Source organism: Streptomyces sp. NBC_00377, from assembly GCF_036075115.1.
Classification (GTDB): domain Bacteria; phylum Actinomycetota; class Actinomycetes; order Streptomycetales; family Streptomycetaceae; genus Streptomyces.
Genome location: NZ_CP107958.1, coordinates 8,512,704 through 8,535,298, shown reverse-complemented (window position 1 = coordinate 8,535,298; position 22,595 = coordinate 8,512,704). Strand labels below are relative to the sequence as shown.

The 22,595-nt window shown below is 73.0% G+C and carries 25 protein-coding genes; 14 read left to right on the top strand and 11 right to left on the bottom strand.

Going from position 1 to position 22,595, the window contains the following annotated elements; all coding sequences use genetic code 11:
* Positions 1-105 precede the first annotated feature (105 nt).
* Positions 106-495, top strand: coding sequence for an STAS domain-containing protein (locus OHS71_RS37960; protein ID WP_328483859.1), 390 nt, complete (start codon positions 106-108; stop codon positions 493-495).
* A 165-nt stretch (positions 496-660) separates the two neighbouring features.
* Here OHS71_RS37960 and OHS71_RS37955 read toward each other — a convergent pair whose 3' ends face one another.
* A complete protein-coding gene (locus OHS71_RS37955; protein ID WP_328483858.1) occupies positions 661-1,143 on the bottom strand; it encodes a MarR family winged helix-turn-helix transcriptional regulator in 483 nt (160 codons plus the stop codon).
* A 105-nt stretch (positions 1,144-1,248) separates the two neighbouring features.
* Between OHS71_RS37955 and OHS71_RS37950 the strand changes: the two genes are divergently transcribed.
* Genes OHS71_RS37950 through OHS71_RS37925 form a run of 6 tightly spaced genes read left to right on the top strand, consistent with a single transcriptional unit; the run spans position 1,249 to position 7,123 of the window.
* On the top strand, positions 1,249-2,526 hold the full coding sequence (locus OHS71_RS37950; protein ID WP_328483857.1) for a PP2C family protein-serine/threonine phosphatase: 1,278 nt from the start codon (positions 1,249-1,251) through the stop codon (positions 2,524-2,526).
* 5 nt (positions 2,527-2,531) lie between these two features.
* Positions 2,532-3,431: an STAS domain-containing protein gene (locus OHS71_RS37945; protein ID WP_328483856.1), complete on the top strand. Its 900-nt coding sequence runs from the start codon at positions 2,532-2,534 to the stop codon at positions 3,429-3,431.
* The gene (locus tag OHS71_RS37940; RefSeq protein WP_328483855.1) at positions 3,428-3,832 is read left to right on the top strand and encodes an STAS domain-containing protein; all 405 of its coding nucleotides are present in this window, start codon (positions 3,428-3,430) and stop codon (positions 3,830-3,832) included. Before OHS71_RS37945 ends, OHS71_RS37940 begins: the two co-directional genes overlap by 4 nt.
* Positions 3,829-4,281, top strand: coding sequence for an anti-sigma regulatory factor (locus tag OHS71_RS37935; protein ID WP_328483854.1), 453 nt, complete (start codon positions 3,829-3,831; stop codon positions 4,279-4,281). The genes OHS71_RS37940 and OHS71_RS37935 overlap by 4 nt, the downstream gene beginning before the upstream one ends.
* Positions 4,278-5,387 carry an ATP-binding SpoIIE family protein phosphatase gene (locus tag OHS71_RS37930; RefSeq protein WP_328483853.1) on the top strand — a complete coding sequence of 370 codons (1,110 nt, stop codon included), beginning with the start codon at positions 4,278-4,280 and terminating at the stop codon, positions 5,385-5,387. Before OHS71_RS37935 ends, OHS71_RS37930 begins: the two co-directional genes overlap by 4 nt.
* Entirely contained in the window at positions 5,384-7,123 is a 1,740-nt protein-coding gene (locus OHS71_RS37925) for a PP2C family protein-serine/threonine phosphatase (RefSeq protein ID WP_328483852.1), read from the top strand. Before OHS71_RS37930 ends, OHS71_RS37925 begins: the two co-directional genes overlap by 4 nt.
* Positions 7,124-7,130: 7 nt before the next feature.
* On the opposite strand, the gene OHS71_RS37920 is transcribed toward OHS71_RS37925, so the two are convergent.
* Positions 7,131-7,619 (bottom strand): MarR family winged helix-turn-helix transcriptional regulator, encoded by a 489-nt coding sequence (locus tag OHS71_RS37920; protein WP_328483851.1) that lies wholly within the window; start codon positions 7,617-7,619, stop codon positions 7,131-7,133.
* Positions 7,620-7,852: 233 nt separating this feature from the next.
* Here OHS71_RS37920 and OHS71_RS37915 point away from each other — a divergent pair, with 233 nt between their 5' ends.
* Entirely contained in the window at positions 7,853-9,229 is a 1,377-nt protein-coding gene (locus tag OHS71_RS37915; RefSeq protein WP_328483850.1) for an NAD(P)/FAD-dependent oxidoreductase, read from the top strand.
* Between the two features lie 29 nt (positions 9,230-9,258).
* Positions 9,259-11,511, top strand: coding sequence for an FUSC family protein (locus OHS71_RS37910; protein ID WP_328483849.1), 2,253 nt, complete (start codon positions 9,259-9,261; stop codon positions 11,509-11,511).
* Positions 11,512-11,581: 70 nt separating this feature from the next.
* Here OHS71_RS37910 and OHS71_RS37905 read toward each other — a convergent pair whose 3' ends face one another.
* The 5 genes from OHS71_RS37905 to OHS71_RS37885 form a co-directional block, all read right to left on the bottom strand.
* Entirely contained in the window at positions 11,582-12,013 is a 432-nt protein-coding gene (locus OHS71_RS37905) for a hypothetical protein (RefSeq protein WP_328483848.1), read from the bottom strand.
* Between the two features lie 28 nt (positions 12,014-12,041).
* Complete coding sequence (locus tag OHS71_RS37900; protein WP_328483847.1) at positions 12,042-12,878, bottom strand: DUF1206 domain-containing protein; 837 nt, start codon at positions 12,876-12,878, stop codon at positions 12,042-12,044.
* Between the two features lie 157 nt (positions 12,879-13,035).
* Positions 13,036-13,278 (bottom strand): DUF5133 domain-containing protein, encoded by a 243-nt coding sequence (locus tag OHS71_RS37895; RefSeq protein ID WP_328483846.1) that lies wholly within the window; start codon positions 13,276-13,278, stop codon positions 13,036-13,038.
* 44 nt (positions 13,279-13,322) lie between these two features.
* On the bottom strand, positions 13,323-14,141 hold the full coding sequence (locus OHS71_RS37890) for a SigB/SigF/SigG family RNA polymerase sigma factor (RefSeq protein ID WP_328483845.1): 819 nt from the start codon (positions 14,139-14,141) through the stop codon (positions 13,323-13,325).
* Positions 14,142-14,366: 225 nt separating this feature from the next.
* A complete protein-coding gene (locus OHS71_RS37885; RefSeq protein ID WP_328483844.1) occupies positions 14,367-14,807 on the bottom strand; it encodes an ATP-binding protein in 441 nt (146 codons plus the stop codon).
* 341 nt (positions 14,808-15,148) lie between these two features.
* Here OHS71_RS37885 and OHS71_RS37880 point away from each other — a divergent pair, with 341 nt between their 5' ends.
* Both OHS71_RS37880 and OHS71_RS37875 read left to right on the top strand, forming a co-directional pair.
* Positions 15,149-15,424 carry a hypothetical protein gene (locus OHS71_RS37880; protein WP_328483843.1) on the top strand — a complete coding sequence of 92 codons (276 nt, stop codon included), beginning with the start codon at positions 15,149-15,151 and terminating at the stop codon, positions 15,422-15,424.
* Between the two features lie 383 nt (positions 15,425-15,807).
* Positions 15,808-16,263, top strand: coding sequence for a cyclic nucleotide-binding domain-containing protein (locus OHS71_RS37875; protein WP_328483842.1), 456 nt, complete (start codon positions 15,808-15,810; stop codon positions 16,261-16,263).
* Positions 16,264-16,275: 12 nt separating this feature from the next.
* On the opposite strand, the gene OHS71_RS37870 is transcribed toward OHS71_RS37875, so the two are convergent.
* Positions 16,276-17,586, bottom strand: coding sequence for an MFS transporter (locus OHS71_RS37870; protein WP_328483841.1), 1,311 nt, complete (start codon positions 17,584-17,586; stop codon positions 16,276-16,278).
* A 222-nt stretch (positions 17,587-17,808) separates the two neighbouring features.
* Complete coding sequence (locus OHS71_RS37865; RefSeq protein ID WP_328483840.1) at positions 17,809-18,423, bottom strand: LysE/ArgO family amino acid transporter; 615 nt, start codon at positions 18,421-18,423, stop codon at positions 17,809-17,811.
* Between the two features lie 77 nt (positions 18,424-18,500).
* On the opposite strand from OHS71_RS37865, the gene OHS71_RS37860 reads away from it, so the two are divergent.
* Entirely contained in the window at positions 18,501-19,403 is a 903-nt protein-coding gene (locus tag OHS71_RS37860; RefSeq protein WP_328483839.1) for a LysR family transcriptional regulator ArgP, read from the top strand.
* Here the strand turns inward: OHS71_RS37860 and OHS71_RS37855 are convergent.
* Complete coding sequence (locus OHS71_RS37855; RefSeq protein ID WP_328483838.1) at positions 19,393-20,100, bottom strand: TetR/AcrR family transcriptional regulator; 708 nt, start codon at positions 20,098-20,100, stop codon at positions 19,393-19,395. The two genes, OHS71_RS37860 and OHS71_RS37855, sit on opposite strands and share 11 nt — an antisense overlap.
* 358 nt (positions 20,101-20,458) lie before the next feature.
* Here OHS71_RS37855 and OHS71_RS37850 point away from each other — a divergent pair, with 358 nt between their 5' ends.
* Both OHS71_RS37850 and OHS71_RS37845 read left to right on the top strand, forming a co-directional pair.
* A complete protein-coding gene (locus OHS71_RS37850) occupies positions 20,459-21,676 on the top strand; it encodes a saccharopine dehydrogenase family protein (RefSeq protein ID WP_328483837.1) in 1,218 nt (405 codons plus the stop codon).
* Positions 21,677-21,779: 103 nt separating this feature from the next.
* Positions 21,780-22,028 (top strand): WhiB family transcriptional regulator, encoded by a 249-nt coding sequence (locus OHS71_RS37845; RefSeq protein WP_328483836.1) that lies wholly within the window; start codon positions 21,780-21,782, stop codon positions 22,026-22,028.
* Between the two features lie 92 nt (positions 22,029-22,120).
* Here OHS71_RS37845 and OHS71_RS37840 read toward each other — a convergent pair whose 3' ends face one another.
* Positions 22,121-22,570, bottom strand: coding sequence for a DUF6098 family protein (locus tag OHS71_RS37840; RefSeq protein ID WP_328483835.1), 450 nt, complete (start codon positions 22,568-22,570; stop codon positions 22,121-22,123).
* Positions 22,571-22,595: the final 25 nt, after the last annotated feature.

Sequence of the window (22,595 nt, the reverse complement as noted above, 5' to 3'; positions counted from 1 at the left end):
AAGACCGACTCGTTCGGCCTCACGCCCTCACCCGTCCACCGTCCATGCGCATCGAAGTCGCCCGCCGGGGTAGACGCTCCCGACCGTCAGCTTTCGGAGGTACGTGTGTCCATCGCCCAGAACCCCCTGTCCGTCGAGGTCACGCTGCCTCGGGAGGACGTCGCCCTGGTCACGGTCGAAGGCCATCTCGACCTCGACACCGCGACCGAGTTCCAGGCTCATCTCGCCAATCAGCTGCACCACGGCCGACGGCATTTCCTCATCGACCTCTCGGCGGTGCCGTTCATGGACTCGTCCGGCATGAACATCATCCTGCGGGTCTACCAGGAGGCCCGGGCACTGCCGGGCAGTGTGCACGTGATCAACCCGACGCCGGCCGTGCGCCGTGTCCTGGAACTCACCGGGGTCAGCCTGACCGTGCCGATATCGGAGAAGGTCGACGAGGCTCTGGAGCTCATCGACCGGCAGCAGCTCCCGGAGGAGCCGCAGGCCTGATCGCCGTCGTCGGCAGGGCGCGGGGAAATGCGCGGACAAGGCCGACTGCCGTCCAATACTTGTCATTTGACAACTGTGTATATAAGGCAACAGAGTGAGCGGGAGAGTCATGCGGGAGGGAACGCGGATGTGCCTGTGGGCCGACCCGATCACCCGGGGACACCGTCAGGCGGTACGGGCGTCGGAGGCGTCGGAGCCGTCCGAGTCCTCGATCTGCTCCGCCGCAGCCGTACAGAACGCCTCGAGCCCTCGCAGCAGCGCGGTGCGCTGCGCGGCGGACATCAGCTCCAGCACACCTTCCACCGTCGCCTCGCGGCGTGACCTGAGGTCGGCGAGGAAGGCACTCCCGCGGCGGCTCAGGAGGAGCTCCAGCTCCCGGCGGCTCTCTGCGGCGACCCTGCGCTCGATGAAGCCGACGGCCTGGAGCCGGTCGCACAGCCGGCTGGTGGACGGCGGTGAGGACCCGAGGAAGGCGGCCAGCGTACGCAGGTTGATGCCTTCGTGGTGCTCGAGGATGAACAGCACGCGCAACTGGGAGGCGGAGACCGGCGCCGTCGAGGCACGGCCCCAGAGGACTTCCAGCAGCTCCGCCGCCTCTGAGGTCACACGAGCCACCTGGAGGGGCTGCGGACGCGAGGAGGGGGACATCACGTCCACACTCTCGCAGGCTTCCCTGCGGCTGTCAGCCCGCGGCCGCCCGCGGGCACGCGGGCCGCGCCCCACGGCCGTCCGGGAAACGAGGTGACCGACCGCGTGGACAGACTCCTCGCCGCCGGGCGCGCCCTGCGCTCCGCGGCACCGCACCGGCTGCCCGGAGCCCTGCGCCAGGTGCTGCGCACCCACTACGCCGCCGAGGCGGCGGAGCTCCTGCTGGCCGACTACGGGCTGACGGTGCTGCTGCCCGTGCCGCCCGCCGCCGACAGCCCGGACCCGGTGCCCGTGCAGGGCAGCGCACCCGGTCGGGCCTTCGGGTCGCAGCAGCCGTACGTCGAGGAGCCGCACGCCGGACTGGTGCGGGCCCATCTGCCCGTCACCGTGCGCGGCGACCGGCTGGGCGTGCTGTCCCTGACGCTGCCTGTGCCGAGCCGGGAGTCCCTGACCGAACTCGCCGAACTGGCCGAGCTCGTGGGACACGAGGTGGTGGTCGCCGAGCGCGACACCGACCTCTATGTGCGGGCCCGCCGCAAGGACCGGCTGACGCTGGCGGCGGAGATGCAGTGGCAGCTTCTCCCCGCCCGCTCCTGCGACCGGGAGGAATACGCGCTGGGTGCCCAGCTGGAGCCCGCCTATGCCGTCTTCGGCGACAACTTCGACTGGGCGGCGTCCGCCGACCATCTGATGGTCTACGTCACCAACGGGATGGGCGAGGGCATCGAGGCCTCCCTGCTGACCAACCTCGGGATCAACGCGCTGCGCAACGCGCGTCGCGCCGGCGTCCCGATAGAGGACCAGGCGGCTCTGGCCGACCAGGCGCTCTACGCCCACTACCGGGGCGAGGCGCACCTGTCGGTCCTGCTGGTGGACATCGAGCTGTCGACCGGGCGGATGCGGATCATCGACGCGGGCTCGCCGCAGCTCCTGTTGCTGCGTGAGCGGACCCTGTCCCTCGTGGACCTCGACGCGCAGCTGCCGCTGGGCATGTTCGAGGAGACCGACTACGTCGCCCAGGAGCTCACCCTGCTGCCCGGCGACCGGCTGCTGTTCGTCAGCGACGGAGTCCACGGGGTCGCCGGGCCGGGCGGCGACACGTACGGCGAGCACGCCCTGGCGCGGGCGGTCGCAGGCGCTTCCCTGCTGCCGGCGGCGGACGTCCCGGCGGCGGTGCTGCGCGAGCTCAACACGTACCGGGGCCGCCCCGAACCGGACGACGACGCGCTCGTCGTGTGTCTCGACTGGTTCGGAGCACAGCCGAGCCGGTCCGGGGAGCCGGCCGCGTCGACGGAGACGGCCGGGTCGGACCGCCCCGGCGCGACCGCCGGCCACCGGTGGGTTCGCGGTGGCGACACACAAGCCGACAAGAACCAGGAGTGAAGCAGTTGCCGGACCACGCAACGGCCGCAGACCACACGACGCCGGCGAGCGACGTCGGGAAGTTCCTGCACCGCCGCCGTGAGCAGATCGCCCAGCGCTGGGCCGACGAACCCCTCTTCCGCACGGTGTTCACCGTCTCGCGCGACGAGGCGGTGGAGGCGGGCCGGGTCGTCGTCGACGCGCTCGCCCAGGTGGCCGACACCGGCCGCGTCGCCGACACCGACGCGGCCGGGTTCACCGCGGTCCGCGAGCAGCTGGCCGCGATGGTGGCCTCCCGGTCCCGCTTCGGGCTCAGCTCCGGCCAGGTGTCCACCGAGGTGGACGGCCTGCGCACGCCCGCCGTGAACCTGCTGGTCGCCGACCTGCCCGAAGCGTCGCCCGAACACCTCAGGGAGTGCACGACCCTCCTGACGGTGCTCATGGGCACCCTGCGGCTGGTGGTCCTGGAGACCTCGCTGAGCGCGGGGCAGGCGCTCATCGCCCGGCAGCAGGTGGAGCTGCTGGAGGCCGCCACACCCGTCATCCGGCTCTGGGACGGCATCGTGGCCGTGCCGCTCATCGGGACGCTCGACAGCGCCCGCAGTCAGGTGGTGATGGAGACGCTGCTGGAGTCGGTCGTCGACCAGCAGGCCCGCTTCGCGATCCTCGACATCACCGGGGTGCCGACGGTCGACTCGCTGGTCGCCCAGCACCTGATGAAGACCGTCGCGGCTGTCCGGCTCATGGGCGCGGAATGCGTGGTGTCGGGCATCCGGCCCGCCATCGCGCAGACCATCGTGCACCTCGGCCTGGACCTGGGCACCGTGGTCACCAGGTCCAGCCTCGCCGACGCCCTGGGGTACGCCCTGCACCGGCTGGGTGCCGACATCGTGCTCGCGACGCCCGGCGGTGCTGGTCCTCGGTGAACCACGACCACTCCCTCGCGGGCCAGGCCCCGGTACCGGTGCTCCGGCTCGGCGACGTCCTGCTCATCACCCTCCAGGGCGACCTGCACGACGGCACCGCGGAACAGCTCCAGCAGGACATCGCCGAGCAGATCGTCCGCAGCCGGGTGACCGGCGTGGTCATCGACATCTCCGGGGTGGAGATCGTCGACTCCTTCCTCGGGCGCGTCCTGGCCGAGATCGCGGCGAGTTCGCGGCTGCTGGCCGCGCGGACCGTGGTGGCCGGCATGCGCCCCGCGGTGGCGATCACACTCGTCGAGCTGGGGCTCTCCCTGCCGGGGCTGCGGACCGCGCTGAACACCGAGGCAGCTCTCGAGCTGCTCGCCGGGGCCACGGGCAGCCCGCGCCGGGAGCCTCGGTGAGCGAGACGACCGCGGGCGTCGAGGCCCGCCTGCCGATCCGCTCGGACCTGGACCTGGTGTGGGTGCGGCAGCACGTGCGCCGGGCGGCCGCCGCGCTCGGTTTCGGCCTGGTGGAGCAGACCAAGCTGGTCACGGCGGCCAGCGAACTGGCCCGCAACACCCTCGTGTACGGCGGAGGCGGCGAGATGGCCGCGGAGCGCGTGGCGGACGACGGGAGGGGGGTGCAGGGCCTGCGGCTGACGTTCACGGACCGGGGGCCGGGCATCGCCGACCCGGAGCGGGCACTGAGCGACGGCTACACCTCCGGCGGCGGGCTGGGGCTCGGCCTGGGCGGAGCCCGCCGGCTGGTGCACGAGTTCGCCCTCGACAGCACGCCCGGCGCCGGCACCACCGTCACGGTGACCTCCTGGGCGGGCCGCCCGCCACGGCAGCGCGAGGAGCACGGATGACACGGGTGTGGGACGTCCCGGTGCACGACTCGACGCGGGTGCGGGAATCACAGGTCGCCGCGCAGGAAGCGGCGGCGGTGGCCGGCCTGGGCCGCTCGCGCGCCGCCGACGCCGCCCTGGTGGCGACCGAGCTGGCGACGAACCTGCTCAGGCACGCGCGCGGCGGACGGCTCCTCGTGGAGGCGGTCGGCCCGCCCGCCGCGGGGGCGGCCGACCTCGTCGTGCAGATCACCGCCGTCGACCACGGGCCGGGTATGTCCGACGTCCCTGCCGCCCTGGGCGACGGGTTCTCCACGGCGGGCTCGCTCGGCGCCGGCCTGGGCACCTGCCGGCGGGTGGCCGACGACTTCGACCTGCACAGCGTCCCCGGCCGCGGGACGGTCGCACTGGCCCGGATCGGCGGGGCCGCCAGAAGCCGCGGCCGCCGTGAGCTGGGCCCCGGGCAGGAGGGGCCGTCCGGCGCACCGGGTGACGCCTCCCCCGCAGCCGCCCTCTTCTCCGTGCGCGTCGGCGGCGTCAACATCCCCTTCAGGGGCGCCGAGTGCTCGGGGGACGCCTGGACCTGCGCCCGTGACGGCGACCGGCTGACCCTGATGCTGGCCGACGGGCTGGGTCACGGCCCCGAGGCCGCCCGTGCCTCGACCACCGCGGCGCGGGAGGTGCACCGCTCGGCCCACCTCCCGCCGGCCGAACTGCTGCGCCGCCTCGACGACGCGCTGCGCGGCACGAGGGGCGCCGCGGTCGCGGTGGCCCAGCTCGACCTGCGGGCCGGGCGGCTGCGGTTCGCCGGCGTCGGCAACGTGGGAGCGCGGCTGCGCGAGGGCGACTCCTGGCGTCATCTGCTGTCCCGGCCCGGCATAGTCGGCGCGCACCGGCCCTCGACCCTGCCCGAGACCGAGGCGGCCTGGGCCACGGACCGCCTGCTCGTCCTGCACAGCGACGGGCTGCCCAGCCGCTGGGTCCCGCCGGCCGGCCCCCGCCTGCTCTCCTGCGACCCCGCCGTCACCGCCGCCGTGACGGTCCGCGACGCCGGCAGCTCCGCCCGGCCGGTGCGTGACGACACCGCCGTGGCCGTGCTGGCCCCGACCCCGCCGGACCGCCGATGAAACGCACCTGGCCGATCAGCACCGTCACCGACGCGGCACGCGCGCGTATCACCGTCGCGCGGGTGGCCTCCGCCCACGGGGTGCCGCCGCTGGAACGCACCCGTCTGTCGGCGGCCCTCGGCGTGCGGCTGCGTCAGTGTCTGACCAAGGGCGGCGGCTGGCGGTTCACCGTGACGGCGGCCCGGGGTTCGCTGCGGGTCGAGGTCTGCGCCTCCCCGGCCGACGGCGAAACACCGTGGGTGGTCACGGCGCCCTGCCCGGAACCGGCCCCGGCGCCCGTCGGCGACGCCGTGGCGGGGGACCCGACCGCCCTCGCGGAGGCGCTGCTCGGCGCCGACGAGGACACCGCCCTGGTGCTGGAGCGACTGGCCGAGCAGGAGGAACTGGTCGCCTTTCACCGCGAGGAGCTGCACCAGACCAACCAGGGCGTGCTGGCGCTGCACGCCGAGCTGGACGCCGCCGGACGCGCCCAGCGCGAGGCGTTCGCGGCGGAGCGGGAGGCCCGTCGCGAGGCGGAGGACGCCCGGCGCCGGCTGACGTTCCTGGCCGATGCCAGCGCGGCGCTGACAGCCTCCCTCAACCATGAGGAGATCGTGCGGCGGCTGCCCGAACTGCTCGTGCCCGAGTACGCCCGCACGGTCGACGTCTGGCTGTTCGACGCCGAGGACGAGCGGGGGCGGGCGCCGTCCGTTCCGCGTCCGGCGGCCGCCGTGATCGCGGCCCGCACCGGGCGCCCCCAGTACGCGGCCGCGGATCCCGGAGGGCTGCCCGGCGTGCAGGACCAGCCGCCGTCGGCGCTGCATCCCGGCCGGCCCCTGCTGTGCGTACCGCTGCCGACGCGGCGCGCTCCGCTGGGCGTCCTGACACTGACCCCGCCCGGCGAGCGCTGGGACCCCGACGACGCCGTCATGCTCGTGGAGCTCACCCGGCGCGCCGGCGGGGCACTCGACAACGCCCGCCGCTTCGAGCACAACCGGGACATCGCCGAGACCCTCCAGCGGGCCCTGCTGACCGACCTGCCGGACACCTCGGGCCTGCGTCTGGCCGCCCGCTATCTGCCGGCGACGTACGGGCTGAACATCGGCGGAGACTGGTACGACGCGTTCCGGCAGCCCGACGGCAGCCTGATCACGGTCATCGGCGACGTGACCGGGCACGGGCTGCACGCGGCGGTGATGATGAGCCAGCTGCGCACCGCGCTGCGCGCCTACGCCGTCGACGGCGGCAGCCCGGGCGAGCTGCTGACGCGGCTGCACATGTTCCTGCACCATCTCCAGCCCGACCTGTACGCGACCGCCGTGATCGCCCGCTTCAAGCCCGGCGAGCCGGTGCTGACCTGGGCGGCGGCGGGCCATCCGCCGCCGGTGCTACGCGGCCCCGACGGCACGGTGCGCACCCTGGACGCCAAGCCGGGGGCGATGCTCGGCATCCCGCTGCACCAGGAGATCGCCGACCACACGGTGCCGCTGGAGCCGGGGTCCACGCTCGCGCTCTACACGGACGGGCTGGTCGAGCGGCGGGCCCAGGGCATAGACCCCGGCATCGATCGGCTGGCGGAGGCGCTCGGCGCGCTGCGCCCCGAGGAGCTGGACGAGGACCTGGACGGCTCGGCGGAGCGCATCCTGGACCCGATGCTGAGCGACTCCGAGCGCGACGACGACGTCTGCCTGCTGCTCTGCCACATCGACAGCCGCGTCGGCCATCGCCCCGGCACGGGTCCGCGGGACCGGTCCTGAGGACGGTTCAGCCCTCCGTCTCCTCGGGCCGGCCGGCCGCGGTGTGCGCCTCGTGGAATCCGGACAGCCCGTGCTGCAACGCGGTGCGCTGGGCCGGGGTCATGGCCTCGAACACGGTCGCCAGACGGCGTACGCGGCGCTCGGCGACGTCGGTGAGGAGACGCTGGCCGTAGGTGGTCACCACGAGCTGCACCTCGCGCCGGTTGCGGGGCTGCACGGTCCGCTCCAGCAGCCCGGCCGCCTCGAGGCGGTCGCACAGGCGGCTCGCCGTGGGGAGCCCGACGCCCAGCTGCTCGGCCAGGGCCGTCAGATTGAGTTCCGGGCGCAGCCGGACCGTCCGCAGGGCGTGCAGCTGACGGGCGGGCAGCCGGGGTCTGCTCTCCTCCGCCGCCATGAGCCAGCAGGCCACCAGGCTCTCCACCGCCTCGGCGACCTGCCGGGCCTGTGTCCGACGACTCTCCCCCCGGCTTTCGCCGGAGCCGTCCGCGCACCCCACCGTCACTATCCTCCGGCCTCCGCAATTGTCATGTACGACGGCCTACCCGAAGGTGACGGGCGTACACAGGCCCTTCGGGGGGTACGACGGTCACCTCAGGAGAAACGTTCGTCTGCATGCCTCGCACGGCTGGCGGAACCAGTCCGGGCGCGGTGGTATCGATGAGGTGCAAGGCGCCCGCGGGCGGGCACGCGCACGACGTCGGGGCAGACCGCCTGGAGCCGCAGAAAGGGATGGACATCGTGACACGACCCAGGATCCTGGTGGTGGGCGCGGGCTTCGCGGGGGTGGAGTGCGTTCGGCGTCTGGAACGCGAACTCTCCGCCGCGGAGGCCGACGTCACTCTGGTGACGCCTTTCGCCTACCAGCTCTATCTGCCGCTGCTGCCACAGGTCGCCTCCGGGGTGCTGACGCCCCAGTCGATCGCCGTATCGCTGCGCCGCAGCAAGAAGTACCGCACCCGGATCATCCCGGGCGGCGCCATCGGCGTGGACCTCAAGTCGAAGGTCTGCGTCATCCGCACCATCACCGACGAGATCGTCAACGAGCCCTACGACTACATCGTGCTGGCTCCCGGCAGCGTCACCCGCACCTTCGACATCCCGGGGCTGACCGAGCACGCCTTCGGGATGAAGACCCTCGCCGAGGCCGCCTACATCCGCGACCACGTCATCAGCCAGCTCGACCTGGCCGACGCCAGCCGGAACCCCGCCGAGCGCACCTCGCGGCTCCAGTTCGTCGTCGTCGGCGGCGGCTACGCCGGCACCGAGACCGCGGCCTGCCTCCAGCTGCTCACCCACAACGCGGTCAAGCGCTATCCGAACCTGGATCCGAGCCTGATCAAGTGGCATCTGATCGACATCGCGCCGAAGCTGATGCCGGAACTCGGCGACAAGCTCGGCCGCAGCGCCCAGGAGGTGCTGCGCAAGCGGGGCGTCGACATCTCGCTCGGTGTGTCCATCGCCAAGGCGGGCCCGGAGGAGGTCACCTTCACCGACGGGCGGGTGATCCCGACCCGGACCCTCATCTGGACGGCGGGAGTCGTGGCCAGCCCGCTGATCGCGACGCTCGGTGCGGAGACGGTCCGCGGACGGCTCGCCGTCAGTGCCGAGATGAACCTGCCCGGCAACGACGGGGTGTTCGCGCTCGGCGACGCCGCCGCGGTGCCCGACGAGGCCAAGGGCGAGGAGGGCGCGATCTGCCCGCCGACCGCGCAGCACGCCATGCGCCAGGGCAAGGTCGTCGCCGACAACGTCATCGCGACGCTGCGGGGCCGGGCGATGCGGCCGTACGTGCACAAGGACCTCGGTCTGGTCGTCGACCTCGGCGGCACCGACGCCGTCTCCAAGCCGCTCGGCATCGAGTTGCGCGGGCTGCCCGCGCAGGTCGTGGCCCGCGGCTACCACTGGTCGGCGCTGCGCACGGGCGTGGCCAAGGCCCGGGTCCTGACGAACTGGACGCTCAACGCGATCGCGGGCGACGATTTCGTGCGCACCGGCTTCCAGGCGCGGCGGGCTGCGAAGCTGAAGGACTTCGAGTACACGGACAGCTATCTGACGCCCGAGCAGGTGCGGGCGCAGATCGAGGGGACCGGGTCGCAGAGCGCCTGAGTCCGGACGGCAGGAGAGAGCACGGTGGCGTGAGGGCGGCTGCACGGTCCTTCGGTGCACGGTGGCGGGATCGGATCGCGGCGTCCGACCCCGGGCTGCTGCGGCTCGCGTCCGGGCTGCGGACGGTCGGCGCGATCGCCCTGACGCTGGCCGTGCTCTCCCTGCTGGGCGCGGACGTCTCGCATCTGGTGGCCGGGGCCATCGCCGCGATGGTCGCCACGTTCGCGATCCGGGAGAAGCAGCGCGACCGCCAGGCCGTCACGCTGGCGCTGGGCCTGCCGGTCGCGTTCGCCTCGATGGCGCTGGCGGCGCTGCTCAGTTCCCGGGTGCTGGCCGGTGACGTCTTCTTCGTCGCCCTGATCTTCTGCGCCGTCTACGGGCGCCGGTTCGGCGACCGGGGCACGGCGCTCGGGCTGATCGGCTTCCAGGTCTACTTCCTGTCCCTGTTCGTCGGGGTCACCGGATCGACCCTGCCCGGGTACTACGGGTCGCTCGCCGTCGGCTTCGTATGCAGCGCGGTGGCGCGCTTCCTGCTGGTGCCGCAGACGCCGACCGGCATCCTCCAGCGGCTGCGCGAGGCCTTCCGGGCCCGGCTCGCCCAGTTGATCGACGCCCAGCTCGACCTGCTCGACGCCGGTCCTGACGACGTCGGCAGAACACTGGCCCAGGTGCGCGAGGGCACCGCCCGGCTGCACGACACGGCCATGATGATCCAGGGCAGGCTGGACGAGGGCACCCGGGACGAGGCGACGGCCCGGCTGGTGCAGCGCCGGATCGCCGACGCCGAGATCGCCGCCGAACGGCTCGGGCTGCTCCTGCTGACGGCCCGCAGCGCCGAGCGGGCCGACACGCTCACCCTGCACCTGCCGGGCGCGCCGCTGCCGGACGGCGGCCATCTCCCCGTGCGCGACGAGGCCCTCGACGTCCTGCGCCGTGATCTGGGGGCGCTGCGGATGCTGGTCCGGCTCCCCGTCGCCGAGGGCACGGCCACCGCTCAGGTACGCAACCGGCTGCTCGGGTACCGCGACGAGGAGAACCTGCCGCCGGCCTCGCCGGCCGTGCGGGACGTCTTCCGGGGCGTCGGTGAGACGGCGCGCGCCGTACTGGGGCTGCGGCTCGCGCTGGACGGACCGCAGGACGACTCCGACGACAGCCCCGAGACCGCCCGCTCCCGCGAGGAACTGGACGCCGAGGACGCCGCGATCGGCGGGGACGGGGGCGGTGAGGACGACGACTCCGCCGCGCCCGCGAAGGACACGGGCCTGCGGCGGCCGACCACCCGGGCCGCCGTACAGGTCGCCGTCGGCTCGTCGCTGGCCATCGCCGGGGGCGAGCTCCTGTCCTCGCACCACTGGTACTGGGCCGTGCTGACCTGCTGGATCGTCTTCATCAACACCGCCTCCACCGGGGAGATCCTGGTCAAGGGCTATCGCCGGCTGCTGGGCACGGTGCTCGGTGTGGTCGCGGGCATCGTGCTGGCGGGGCTGGTCGGGCACCACACGTGGACGGCGTTCGCCGTGGTGCTGCTGTGCGTGTTCGCGATGTTCTACACGGCGCCGCTGTCCTACACGCTGATGTCGTTCTTCGTGACGGCCGCGCTGGGTGTGCTGTACACGCTGCTGCACACCTACAGCCTGTCGGTGCTGGTGCTGCGGGTGGAGGAGACGGCGCTGGGGGCGGCCTGCGGCATCGTGGCGGCGGCGCTGGTGCTCCCGGTGCACACGGACCGGCGTACGAACGAGCTGCTGACGACGGTGCTGGACCGGCTGACCGATGTCAGCGGGGCCGCCGTGGAACAGCTCAGCGGCGGCCCTCCGGCCGATCTGCTGGACCTGGCCCGTGAGCTGGACCAGGCGCTGGCCGATCTGCGGGCCGCCACGCAGCCCCTGACGCATCCGGTGACGCCGTTGCGGACCCGGCGGGACACGGCGCGCTATGTCGTCGCGCTGCTCGAGACCTGCGCCTATCACGCGCGGGCGCTCGCGGCCACGGCCGAGCTGCTTCCCACCCAGCGCTCGATCACGGCGGATCCGCGGCTGCGGCGGGCCGGGCAGCGCATCCGGCACAACATCGGGGCGATCGCCGCGCGCGTCGCGGACGAGCGGAGCACCGCCGAGGTGCTGACGGGGCCGAGCATCGCCGCGCTGCTGACGCCCGGCGGAGCGGGGACGCCGCGCTACGGCCGGGTGACCGACCGGGTGCTGCGGCACCTCCAGCGCCTCGACGAGGCGGTGGTCGGTCTGGCCCGGCCGCTCGGGGCGCCGGTGGCGCCGCCGAAGTGAGGGCGCCGGTCCACGCTCAGAAGTCCCTGGGCATGCAGTCCGTGGGCATGCAGTCCGTGGGCATGCACGCTCAGAAGTCCGTGGGCATGCCGCTCGCCGCAGCGATGCCCCGCAGCTCCTCGGTGTCCTGCTGACGCTGCCGGATACAGCCGGCGATCTCGGCCAGACGGCCGGGGTCCGACGCGGTGGCCGCGTCGGTGACCACCCGGACCGGGCCGGTTCCGTCGACCTGGATCTCCACCAGTTGGTTGTCCAGCCGGCCCGTGACCGCCGTGGCGATGACCAGGGCGGCCTCGTCACGGATCTGTTGGGGCAGGTGCTGGGTGTCCTCCGGGTCGAGGGCGAAGTCGAGACTCTCCGGTGGCTGTTCGTCCAGGGCGCGCAGCGCAGGGGCGACGACCTTCAGCAGAAGCTGGTAGTCCTCGCTGTCCATGCGGACGCGCAGAAGGTCGAGGTACATGTCCACGGGCCGTCCGTCACGCGAAAACTCTGGTTCGTTCATCTGCTCCGTGTTCCCCCGCAACCGGACGTCAGACCTTGCGCCAGCGGGCCATGGCGAACGAGAACAGACCGAACAGCACGAACCCCGCGGCCACGCAGGCCAGCAGGCCGGGGCCCACGGGCGTGTCGGCGAACGAGCGCAGCGTGTCGTCCAGCCCCTTGGCCCTGTCCGGCTCGTACTCGACGGCGGCCCGTACGGCGAAGGCTCCGGCGGCGGCGAACACCAGGCCGCGGGCCGCGCCGCCGCCCACCCCGGTGACGTCCACCAGGCGCCGCACACGCGGCGACATCTCCGAGAGCCGCAGGTGCTTGTGGTACGACCGCATGACGGCCCGGGCGCCGATCCACAGCCCCGCGACGGCGATCCCCACGCCCGCCGCGCCCACGATCCACCGGCCGCCGGGGAGGTCGAGCACCCGGGCGGTGACGTCCCGGGACTGCTCGTCGCTGGAACCGCCGCCGCTGCCCGATCCTGCGGCGAAGGCCAGCACGGAGTAGGCGACGAAGGAGTAGAAGACGCACCGGGCGAGCGATTGCAGCCGCTTCTTGGCACCGCGCCCGTCGGCGCCGGCCGCGCCGAACACGGCCTCGGACAGCCGCCACAGCGCCATGCCGACCAGGCCGACGCCCAGCGCCCACAGCAGCACGGCCCCGAAGGGCTTCTCCGATATCTCGGCCAGCGCCCCCTGGCGGTCGGCCTCCTTCCCGCCGTCGCCGGAGGCGATCTGTAGAGCCAGCAGGCCGACCAGCAGATAGATCACGCCTCGTGCGGCGAGCCCCGCCTTGGCGGCGCCCTTCGTCACCGAGCCCCGCGCCGTCCGTTTCGCCTGGGCACCGCCGTTGCGCGCCAGAGCACTCGTGTTCATGCCGGTCCTCCCCTGAGACTCCCCGATCCCTGCGGGGTGCGGATGCCCCCGCTCACGCCGGACACACGCCGCGTGCGTGCCCCCGCATCGTGTTCGTGCCCACAAGAACGGCGGGGTGGGCGCGCCGGGATCCGGCACGCCCACCCCGCCCGGTCCGTCAGGCGTATGCGTGGGGCTCGTTGTCGGTGGGCGGAGCCACCGCGGCGTCGGTGACCGAGGCCGCCTCGAGCCACTGGCGCGCGGTCTCCAGGGCGTGCCGCACGTCGCGCGTGCCGGTGGACACGCAGAGCGTGTAGGCGAGGTCACGCGCCTGTGCCTGGTTGTCGGCGGATCCGTTCTTCATCAGCGCCGTGTACTCGTCGACGAGTGTGCGCAGCACAGCGGGGTGGGGCATCAGCATCGGTCTGCTTCTCCTCCGTTCGGAACGCATGGATGTCCTTGCCTTCAGCGCAGCGCCTGCTGGCGCACCCGCTCGCAACTGCGGCTGATGAGCCGGGAGACGTGCATCTGGGAGATCCCCAGCTGGTCGGCGATCCTGCTCTGTGTCATGTCCTCGAAGAAACGCATGTAGAGGATGGCGCGCTCGCGTTCGGGCAGGCGGCGCAGCCCTTCCTTGGCGGACTCCCGGTCGACCACGACGTCGAAGGACGTGTCGGAGTCGCCGAGGGTGTCGGCGAGGCTGTACCCGTCGTCGCCCGCCGAGGTCTCGGCGTCCAGCGAGAGGGTGCTGAAGCTCTCCAGAGCCTCCAGGCCGGCGTTCACCTCGTCCTCGGTGAGCCCCGTGTGGGTGGCGATGTCGGTGACCGAGGGCTCGGCCGCCCCCGGGTTCTGGGTGAGCTCGCGGCGGGCGATGCGCACCTTGTTGCGCAGTTCCTGCACCCGGCGGGGCACGCGCAGGGCCCACATCCGGTCCCGGAAGTGCCGTTTGATCTCTCCGGTGATGGTGGGCACGGCATAGCTCTCGAAGGCCCCACGCTCGGGGTCGAAACGGTCGACGGCCTTGACCAGCCCGAGGGCTGCGACCTGCCGCAGGTCCTCGATCGCCTCACCGCGGTCGCGGAAGCGTCCGGCGATGCGGTGGGCCATGGGGAGCCAGGCGGTGACGAGCTCGTCGCGTACGGCGTCCCGCTCGGGGCCCTCCTCGAGGGTGACCAGCCGGGCGAACCGGCTGGCGGTGTCGGGTGCGTCGTCATGGGTGCGCCGCAGCTGGGCAGTGGTGGGGGCGGATGCGGCGGGACGGCTTGTCGACATGTCTGTAGGCATGCGGTATCGCTCCTGAACGGTGAATTTCAGGGACTGACGACGGAGGGCTCCTGCCTGCCGGGGCGCGTGCGGCACCTCGGAGCGGTCATACCGCTTCCGTCGGCGCGCCTCCGGTCCGAAGCACGAACCTCCGTCTGCCCTGCCTCCGGTGGAACAAACTCGGTCCGTCGCAAAACCGTTTGGGAGGTTCTTCGCCGATGCGAAGGACCGGCCGGAGAAAGCGGCTCAGAACACGGGGACGACGGCGGTGATGCGCTTGCCGCCCGAGGGGAGACAGGCCACTCTGACGTCGCGTGCCAGGCGGCGGACGAGCGGCCAGCCACGACCGCCGACGCGCCGACGCCCCTGGTCGTCCACGGGGTCCATGGTGACCGGCAGCCGGTCGCTGCGGTCGCTGACCGAGACGAGCACCGCCGGCCCGTCCACGTCGACGTCGAATCCGGTGACGCCCCCGCCGTGCAGGATGGCGTTGGTCGTCAGTTCCGAGGCCACGAGCAGGGCGTCGGAGAGGCTGTCCTCGTCGTACGGGCCGGTGCCGGCGCGGCGCCCGGTCACGGCTCGGCGGACGGCGCTGCGGACGTCCGCCGGCCGGCACTGTTCGCGTCCTGAGCGCCCGCAAAGTCCGTCCGGCGCGTCCCTGCGGTCGGTCGAGTCGTTCGTCGGCATCCCTTCGCTCCCCTGGCTGTTCCCGAATCGGTCGGTGGTCGGCGTCTGCGCGGCGTCCGGCGCGGGCCTCACGGGCACGGTGATCCGCCCGGCCGGGCGTGCGGCGCGGACGGTCGGGCCCTCGAAGCCCCGCCCCGGTCCACCGGGCCCGGCGCGTTCGCCGCCCGGCCCGACCGCGCCACCGCGGTGGCCTCGACGCCGTGGCCTCGACGTCCCTTCCGGCCGGCGGCGTTGCGCCGCCGGCCGGTGCGGGCGTCTCCATTTCGGCTGGCCGGGCCTGCCCCGGCCAAACCTTCTGGACCGGAAGCAATCGTCCGGCGCAAGCGGGGTACTCGAACCGGATGACCGATGTGGTGGACTCCGGCGAACTGCTGCGGCGCATCCAACGGGCGCGGTCCTGCGCCCACGAGGAGCTGCTGGCCTGCCGGGCGAGAGGCGCGGAGCTCGCCCGCACGGACCGAGGCGGCACAGGCGGCACAGCGGACTCGGAGGACCCGGGGTATCCAGGGGCCTCGGAGACCGCGCGGGACGCCCGCGTGCGGGGCCTCGCCTACGAGGCCGTGCTCAGGGTGCTGGACGAGATTCTGACGCCCGGCCGGTCCGCGGAACCGCGCTGACCGATCGGGAACCGGCGACGACCGGGTCGCTCGCGCGAGGCGTCCGCAGAGCCGGACGGGGCCGGGCCTGGAATGAGGACCGGGAGGGCCCGGGAGACGGTCGCGGCGGCGTCCCGAAGTGAAACGGGTCACGTGACCGGGTTACAGGTACACAAAATCTCCGCGAATGGTTTACGGTTCATTCATAGTGGTGGACGGGGTCGACGGTGACTCCTCCTCCGTGCACCACCCCGTGACTGCCCTGGCTGGCCTCCCCCGTCCAGCCAGGGCTTTTCCTTGCCCGCAGACAGAAAACGCGGTCCTCCGAGGTGCCCGGCGCGCCGGCAGCGGCTGAAATGGAAGGGGAAGCACCCCCAGCGATCCTCGGCGAGGAGCCCCGGGCCATGACCAAAGCGACCAAACTGCTGACCGCCCTTCCCCCGCCCCAGCGTCAGCGTCTGATGACACTGGCCCGTGAGGTGTCCTTCCCCGAGGACACCCGGATCTTCGAGGCGGGCGGCACGGCCGACCGCTTCTGGGTCATCCGCTCCGGTGCGGTCTCCCTCCTCCAGCAGGTGACGTCCCTGCGGCGGGTCACCGTCGCGAGCCTCGGCGCCGGCGACCTGCTGGGCTGGTCCTGGCTGTTCCCGCCCTACCGCTGGGATTTCGGCGCCGAGGCCTTCAGCCCCGTGCGGGCCTACGAGCTCGAGGCGCGGCCGGTGCTCAAGCTGTGCGAGGAGGACCCGGCGCTCGGGCTCACGCTGATGCGGATCGTGGCCGAGATCCTCGCCCACCGGCTGGAGACGACCCGCGGCAAGCTCATGGAACAATACGGGACGCACCGGCACGGGGCGCTGTAGAACCCGCCGGCGTCAGACGCGGTACCGGCGCAGCGCGGGTACCGCGGCCGCCAGGCCGAGCATCAGGGCGACGACCAGCAGACCTCCGCCGGTGACCGCCGTACGGGCCCCGAAGGCGGCGCCCGCCGTGCCGTGCAGGGCGTCCGCCAGCCGCGGGCCGCCCGCGACGACGACCGTGAACACACCCTGCATGCGCCCCCGCATCTCGTCGGTGGCGGCGGACAGCAGGATCGCCCCACGGAAGACCATCGAGACCATGTCGGCGACACCGGCACAGGCCAGGAACACCACGGCGACCCACAGGCCGGCGCTCAGCCCGGACCCGGCGATCGCCGCGCCCCAGGCGACGACCGCGCCGATGACCATCCAGCCGTGCCTGCGGGCCCGCGAGAACGTGCCGGAGAACAGTCCACCCAGCACCGCGCCGATGGGGATCGCCGCGAACAGCAGGCCGAGGGCGAGCCCTTCTCCGTAAGGGGCGTACGTCTCGGCGGCGAGCTGGGGGAACAGGGCCCTGGGCATGCCGAAGACCATGGCGATGACGTCGGCGAGGAAGGACAGCAGCAGGACCTTGTGCCGGGAGATGTAGCGGAAGCCCTCCGCGATCTCGCGCAGCCCCGCCCGCCTGGCCGTCGCACTCGCCGCCGGCGGCAGCGCGGGCAGACGGAAGACGGCCCACAGCGTCACGCACAGCGCGACGGCGTCGAGCAGATACAGCTCGGGCAGGCCGATGACGGGGATCAGGGCGCCCGCGAACAGCGGCCCGGCGACCAGACCGGTCTGCATGACGGTCGAGCCGAGGGCGTTGGCGGCGGCCAGTTCCTCCGCGGGGACCAGGCGGGCGATGGAGGCGTTGCGGGCCGGCGAGTTCAGGCCGAAGAACGCCTGCTGGGTGGCGAGCAGCACCATCAGCACGGCCACCGAGTCGAGTCCCGAGACCGCCTGGAGCCAGAACACCACCGAGGTGACGGCGATACCGCTGTTGGTGATCAGCAGCAGCTTGCGCCGGTCGACGGTGTCGGCGACCGCGCCGCCCCACAGCGCGAACAGCACCATGGGCACCAGCCCGGCGAGGCTGGCGTAGCCGACCCAGGCGGAGGAGCCGGTGATGTCGTAGATCTGCTTGGGCACCGCGACGGCGGTGAGCTGACTGCCCACGGCCGTGACGATGGTCGAGGACCACAGCCGCCGGTAGGCCGGACGGCGCAGCGGACGGGTGTCCATCGCCCAGCCGCGCCAGCCGCGTCGTGGGGGCCGGTCCCTCCTCGGAGCCGGACCGGCCTCCTCGGCCGCGGGTGCGGCGCCGCTCTCGCTCGTGTCCACGCGCTTCCCTGGTTGCTCGATACATCTTTCGGGTCGGAGGCCACTATCCCAGCACCCGCGGTGCTCGCACCGCTCCTTGGACACGTGATCTCGAAATACGGACCAGATACTGACCTCGATGCGGCCCGGACCGGATCCTGCCCTCGATGCCGACCCGGACCGGATCCTGACCTCGATGGCCCGGGTCCCCCCGCTCCCCGGCACTCGGGGCGACCCCCGTTCTCAGGCCCCCGCGACGAGCGTCACGCCGAGGGCGATCATGGTGGCGGCGACCAGGCCGTCGAGGACGCGCCAGGCGGCCGGGCGGGTCAGGAAGCGGCCGAGCAGCCGGGCGCCGAAGCCCAGCGTGACGAACCAGCAGACGCTGGCGAGGGCGGCGCCGAGACCGAAGGTCCAGCGCAGCGGTCCGCGGTCGGCGGCGACGGAACCGAGCAGGAAGACCGTGTCGAGGTAGACGTGCGGGTTGAGCCAGGTCAGCGCGAGACAGGTCAGCACCGCCCGGCGCATCGAGCCCGCACTCTCCCCCTCCGCCGCCAGGGCGCCCGCGGGCCGGAACACCCGCCGGGCGGCGAGTGCCCCGTAACAGAGCAGGAAGAGTCCGCCGATCCAGCCGACGGCGGTCAGCGCCCCGGGCCAGGCCACCACCAAGGCGCCCACCCCGCCCACACCGAGGGCGATGAGCACGGCGTCGGACAGGGCGCAGATGCCGACGACGGCGAGGACGGCGTCACGGCGGATGCCCTGACGCAGGACGAACGCGTTCTGGGCGCCGATGGCGACGATGAGCGACAGGCCGGTGCCGAATCCGGCGGCCGCGGCGGTGAGGGTGTGGGACATGCCGTCCACGCTAGGGAAGCGATCAGCGGACGTACAGCTAAAGATTCTTACCTATCATTAGCTCCTGTGATGATCCGATGATGGCCGACCTCCCGTTCGATCAGGTGCGGACCCTGCTCGCGGTGGTGGACGAGGGCACCTTCGACGCGGCCGCCGCCGCCCTGCACGTGACGCCGTCCGCGGTCAGTCAGCGCGTCAAGGCCCTGGAGCAGCGCACGGGGCGGGTCCTGCTGCTGCGCACCAAGCCGGTCCGGCCCACCGAGTCCGGCGAGATCATCGTCCGGTTCGCCCGCCAGCTGGCCCGGCTCGAACGCGACACGCGATCCGAGCTGGGCATGAGCGGGGAGGGCGAGCCGACGCGGGTGAGCGTCGCGGTGAACGCGGACTCGCTCGCCACCTGGTTCCTGCCGGCCCTGAACCGGGTGCCCAGGGAGCCGCAGGTCTGCTTCGAACTGCACCGTGAGGACGAGACGCGCACGGCGGAACTCCTGCGGGAGGGGCTGGTGATGGCCGCGGTGACCTCATCGCCCGAGGCGGTGACGGGCTGCTCCGTGCGCGCGCTCGGCACGATGCGCTATCAGGCCGCCGCGAGCCCGGACTTCGTCTCCCGTCACCTCGGTGACGGCCCCCTCCACGAGACCCTCGCCCGGGCGCCCGTGATGACCTTCGACAGGAGCGACGACCTTCAGGACGCGTTCGTCCGCGGCCTGCGCCACGGCGCCGAGGGCGCCGGCCCCGTCCGGCAGGCGGTACCGACCTCGGAGGGCTTCGTGGAAGGCGTGGCGGCCGGACTCGGCTGGGGCATGGTGCCGGAGGCGCAGTCCGGCCCCCTGCTGCGCTCCGGCCGCCTGGTCTCCCTCGCGCCCGAACGCCCCCTGGACGTCCCGCTGTTCTGGCAGCAGTGGAAGCTCGACTCCCCGGCACTGGCGGCGGTGGCCGCCGCGGTGGCGGCGACCGCAGCCGAGACCCTCAGGAGCTGAGCCGGGCCAGCGTCGCCTGCGCGCTGTCCAGCAGCATCTCCAGCGCCGTCGGATAGGCGCTGGTCACCATGCGGGTCGACAGCAGCGGGGCCGCCTCCGCGATCCGCGGGTGGGTCGCGGCGGGCAGTCGCGCGTACGTCGAGCGCCAAATCGCGTCGTCGGCGCGCTGAGCCGCGCGGGGCAGGGCAAGGGCCGCGGCGTCCAGTGCAGCGAAGGCCAGCGTCTGGTCGATGAAGGCGTGGTAGATCCGCACGGTGTCCGGCAGCGGGAACCCGGCATTGCGCAGCACGTCCAGCACCGCCTCGTCGGCGGCCAGTTCGTTGGCCCGGCCCGTCACCCGGCTCGTGGTGAGCTGGGCGGCCTGCGGGTGGGCGACGTAGGCGGCGTGGATGCGCAACCCGACGGCGTGCAGATCCGTCCGCCACTCCCCCGTGGGCCGCCAGCCGCGCAGCGCCTCGCCCACGAGCGCGTCGCCGATGGCGAGGGTCAGCTCGTCCATGCCGCGGAAGTACCGGTACAGGGTGCTGGGGTCGCAGTCCAGGGCCAGGCCGAGACGGCGGGCGCTGAGGCCGGTGCTGCCGTGCTCGCGCAGCAGGCGCAGCGCGGCCTCGACGATCAGCCGCTCGGACAGCACGGTGCCGCTCCTGGTGGGCCGGCGCCGGCGCCGCTTCTCCTCGGGTACGACCGGTTTGGCCACGATCCCTCTTCCCTCGTCCGCTCTCTTCCGCCGCCGCGGACGTGCTTCGCCCGGCCGGCCCTGTCCTTGCGCCCTGTCCTTGCGCCCTGTCCCTGCGCCGCCTCGCGCCGCGCCCTCCAGGGCTGCACCCGTTCCCGGGATGCCCGCCGTCGAGCCGCCGACCAGCCGGCCGCCGCTCGCTGCCGCCTGTCCCTGCACGCCCTCTCGAGCTGCGCCCGTCCCGCTCCCGCCCCGGGGCGCCACCACCCCGCCCTTATGCCAACGCCATTGACCTTACGCGCAGGCACGACGTTGTATCTCTCTCAGGGGCCCCTTTCACACACCTTCGTTCGCATTCTCAGCCGAGGGAGTTCTCGTCATGCGTGTCCTGCTCGTGGGCGCCGGCGGTGTCGGTACCGCCATCACCCGGATCGCCGCCCGCCGCCCGTTCTTCGAGGCGATGGTGGTCGCCGATCACGACCCCGCCCGAGCCGTCTCCGCCGTCGCCGCGCTCGACGGCGACGAGCGGTTCCACGCCGAGCGCGTGGACGCCGCCGACGAGGCGGCGGTGGCCGGCCTGCTCGCCCGGCACCGCTGTGACGTCCTGCTCAACGCCACCGACCCGCGGTTCGTGATGCCGCTGTTCCACGCGGCGCGGACCGCCGGCGCCACCTATGTCGACATGGCGATGTCGCTGTCGCGCCCGCATCCCGATCGGCCGTACGAGGAGTGCGGGGTGCGGCTCGGTGACGCACAGTTCGCCGAGGCCGACGACTGGGCCGACGCGGGCGCCCTCGCCCTGGTCGGCATGGGGGTCGAGCCGGGTCTTTCGGATGTCTTCGCCCGGTACGCGGCGGACGAACTCTTCGACGAGATCGAGGAGATCGGCATCCGCGACGGCGCGAACCTCACCGTCGAGGGCCATGACTTCGCGCCTTCCTTCAACATCTGGACCACCATCGAGGAGTGCCTGAACCCGCCGGTGGTCTACGAGGCCGACCGGGGCTGGTTCACCACCGCACCCTTCAGCGAGCCCGAAGTCTTCGAATTCCCCGAGGGGATCGGGCCGGTGGAGTGCGTGAACGTCGAGCACGAGGAGGTACTGCTCGTGCCGCGCTGGGTGAAGGCGCGCCGCGTCACCTTCAAGTACGGCCTGGGCGGCGAGTTCATCGAGACCCTGAAGACGCTGCACCGGCTGGGCCTCGACCGCACCGCACCCGTGGCCGTGCCGAGCGCGGGCGCGGCGGTGCCCGTCTCGCCCCGGGACGTGGTGGCCGCCTGTCTGCCCGACCCGGCGACCCTGGGCGGGCTGATGCACGGCAAGACGTGCGCGGGCACCTGGGTACAGGGCGTGAAGGACGGCGCGCCGCGCGAGGTGTACCTGTACCACGTGGTCGACAACGGGTGGTCCATGGCCGAGTACGGCAGCCAGGCCGTGGTGTGGCAGACCGCCGTCAACCCGGTGGTCGCCCTCGAACTGCTCGCCACGGGCGCGTGGTCCGGCGTGGGCGTCCTGGGCCCCGAGGCGTTCGCGCCCCGTCCCTTCCTCGACCTGCTGACGGCGTACGGCTCCCCGTGGGGCTTGCGGGAACAGTGAACGTCTTTCCCTGCCCGCCCAGTTTCAGCGCCGTTCCTGCGGTCACCCGATCACGAGCAACGTATCCGGAACAGCACATACGACGAGATCGCAGGTGACTTCGATGGACGACTGGCGAGAGCACGCCGAGTGCCGCCACGAGGACCCCGACCTCTTCTTCCCGATCGGTACCTCCGGTCCGGCACTGCTCCAGGCGGAACAGGCGAAGGCGGTCTGCCGACGCTGCCCCGTGCAGGAGGCGTGTCTGGAGTGGGCCATGGAGACCGATCAGACGCTCGGGGTCTGGGGCGGTACGAACGAGAACGAACGACGCGCCCTCAAGCGGCGTATCAGGGCACGACGCAGTTCATGACCCGGTGCCCGGGCGGCCGGGGCCCGCGGCGGGTTCGGGTGACCGTCCCGGCCGGGCGCCCGGCACGGCGCAGGTTCGGACGGGCCGGTCACTCACCGGCCCGTCCGGCGTAGCGGGCCCCAGGTCGCCGCCTGGCGGAGAACCGCCGCCCGCGCCTCCTCGATCACCGCGGAGTCGATCCAGGCCAGGGGCCGTACCTCGGCCACGAGCGGTTCGTTGTCGGGGCCCCGACCCGCCTCCCGGCCCGTCAGGACCCAGGGGCGGACACCGGGGCCCTTCTCGTGCGGCAGGTGCGCGTAGTCGTACAGCCGCCGGGCCACCCACAGGGTGCGGGAGCGGTCCGCCCACCAGTCCTCCACGTCCAGCGGGTTCGCGCACAGCCCGGGCAGGGCCACGCCGGTGAGGTCGTCGGTGCTGGACATCTCACGCAGGTCGGTGGCGGGCCCGCGCGACCAGCGGACGAACAGGCTCCGCTGCCGCTCGACCAACTCGGCCAGTGCGGCCAGGGAGCGCGCGATCGGCAGGCCGTCGGGCGCGTTCATGGCATGGACCTCCCTCTTCGTCCTC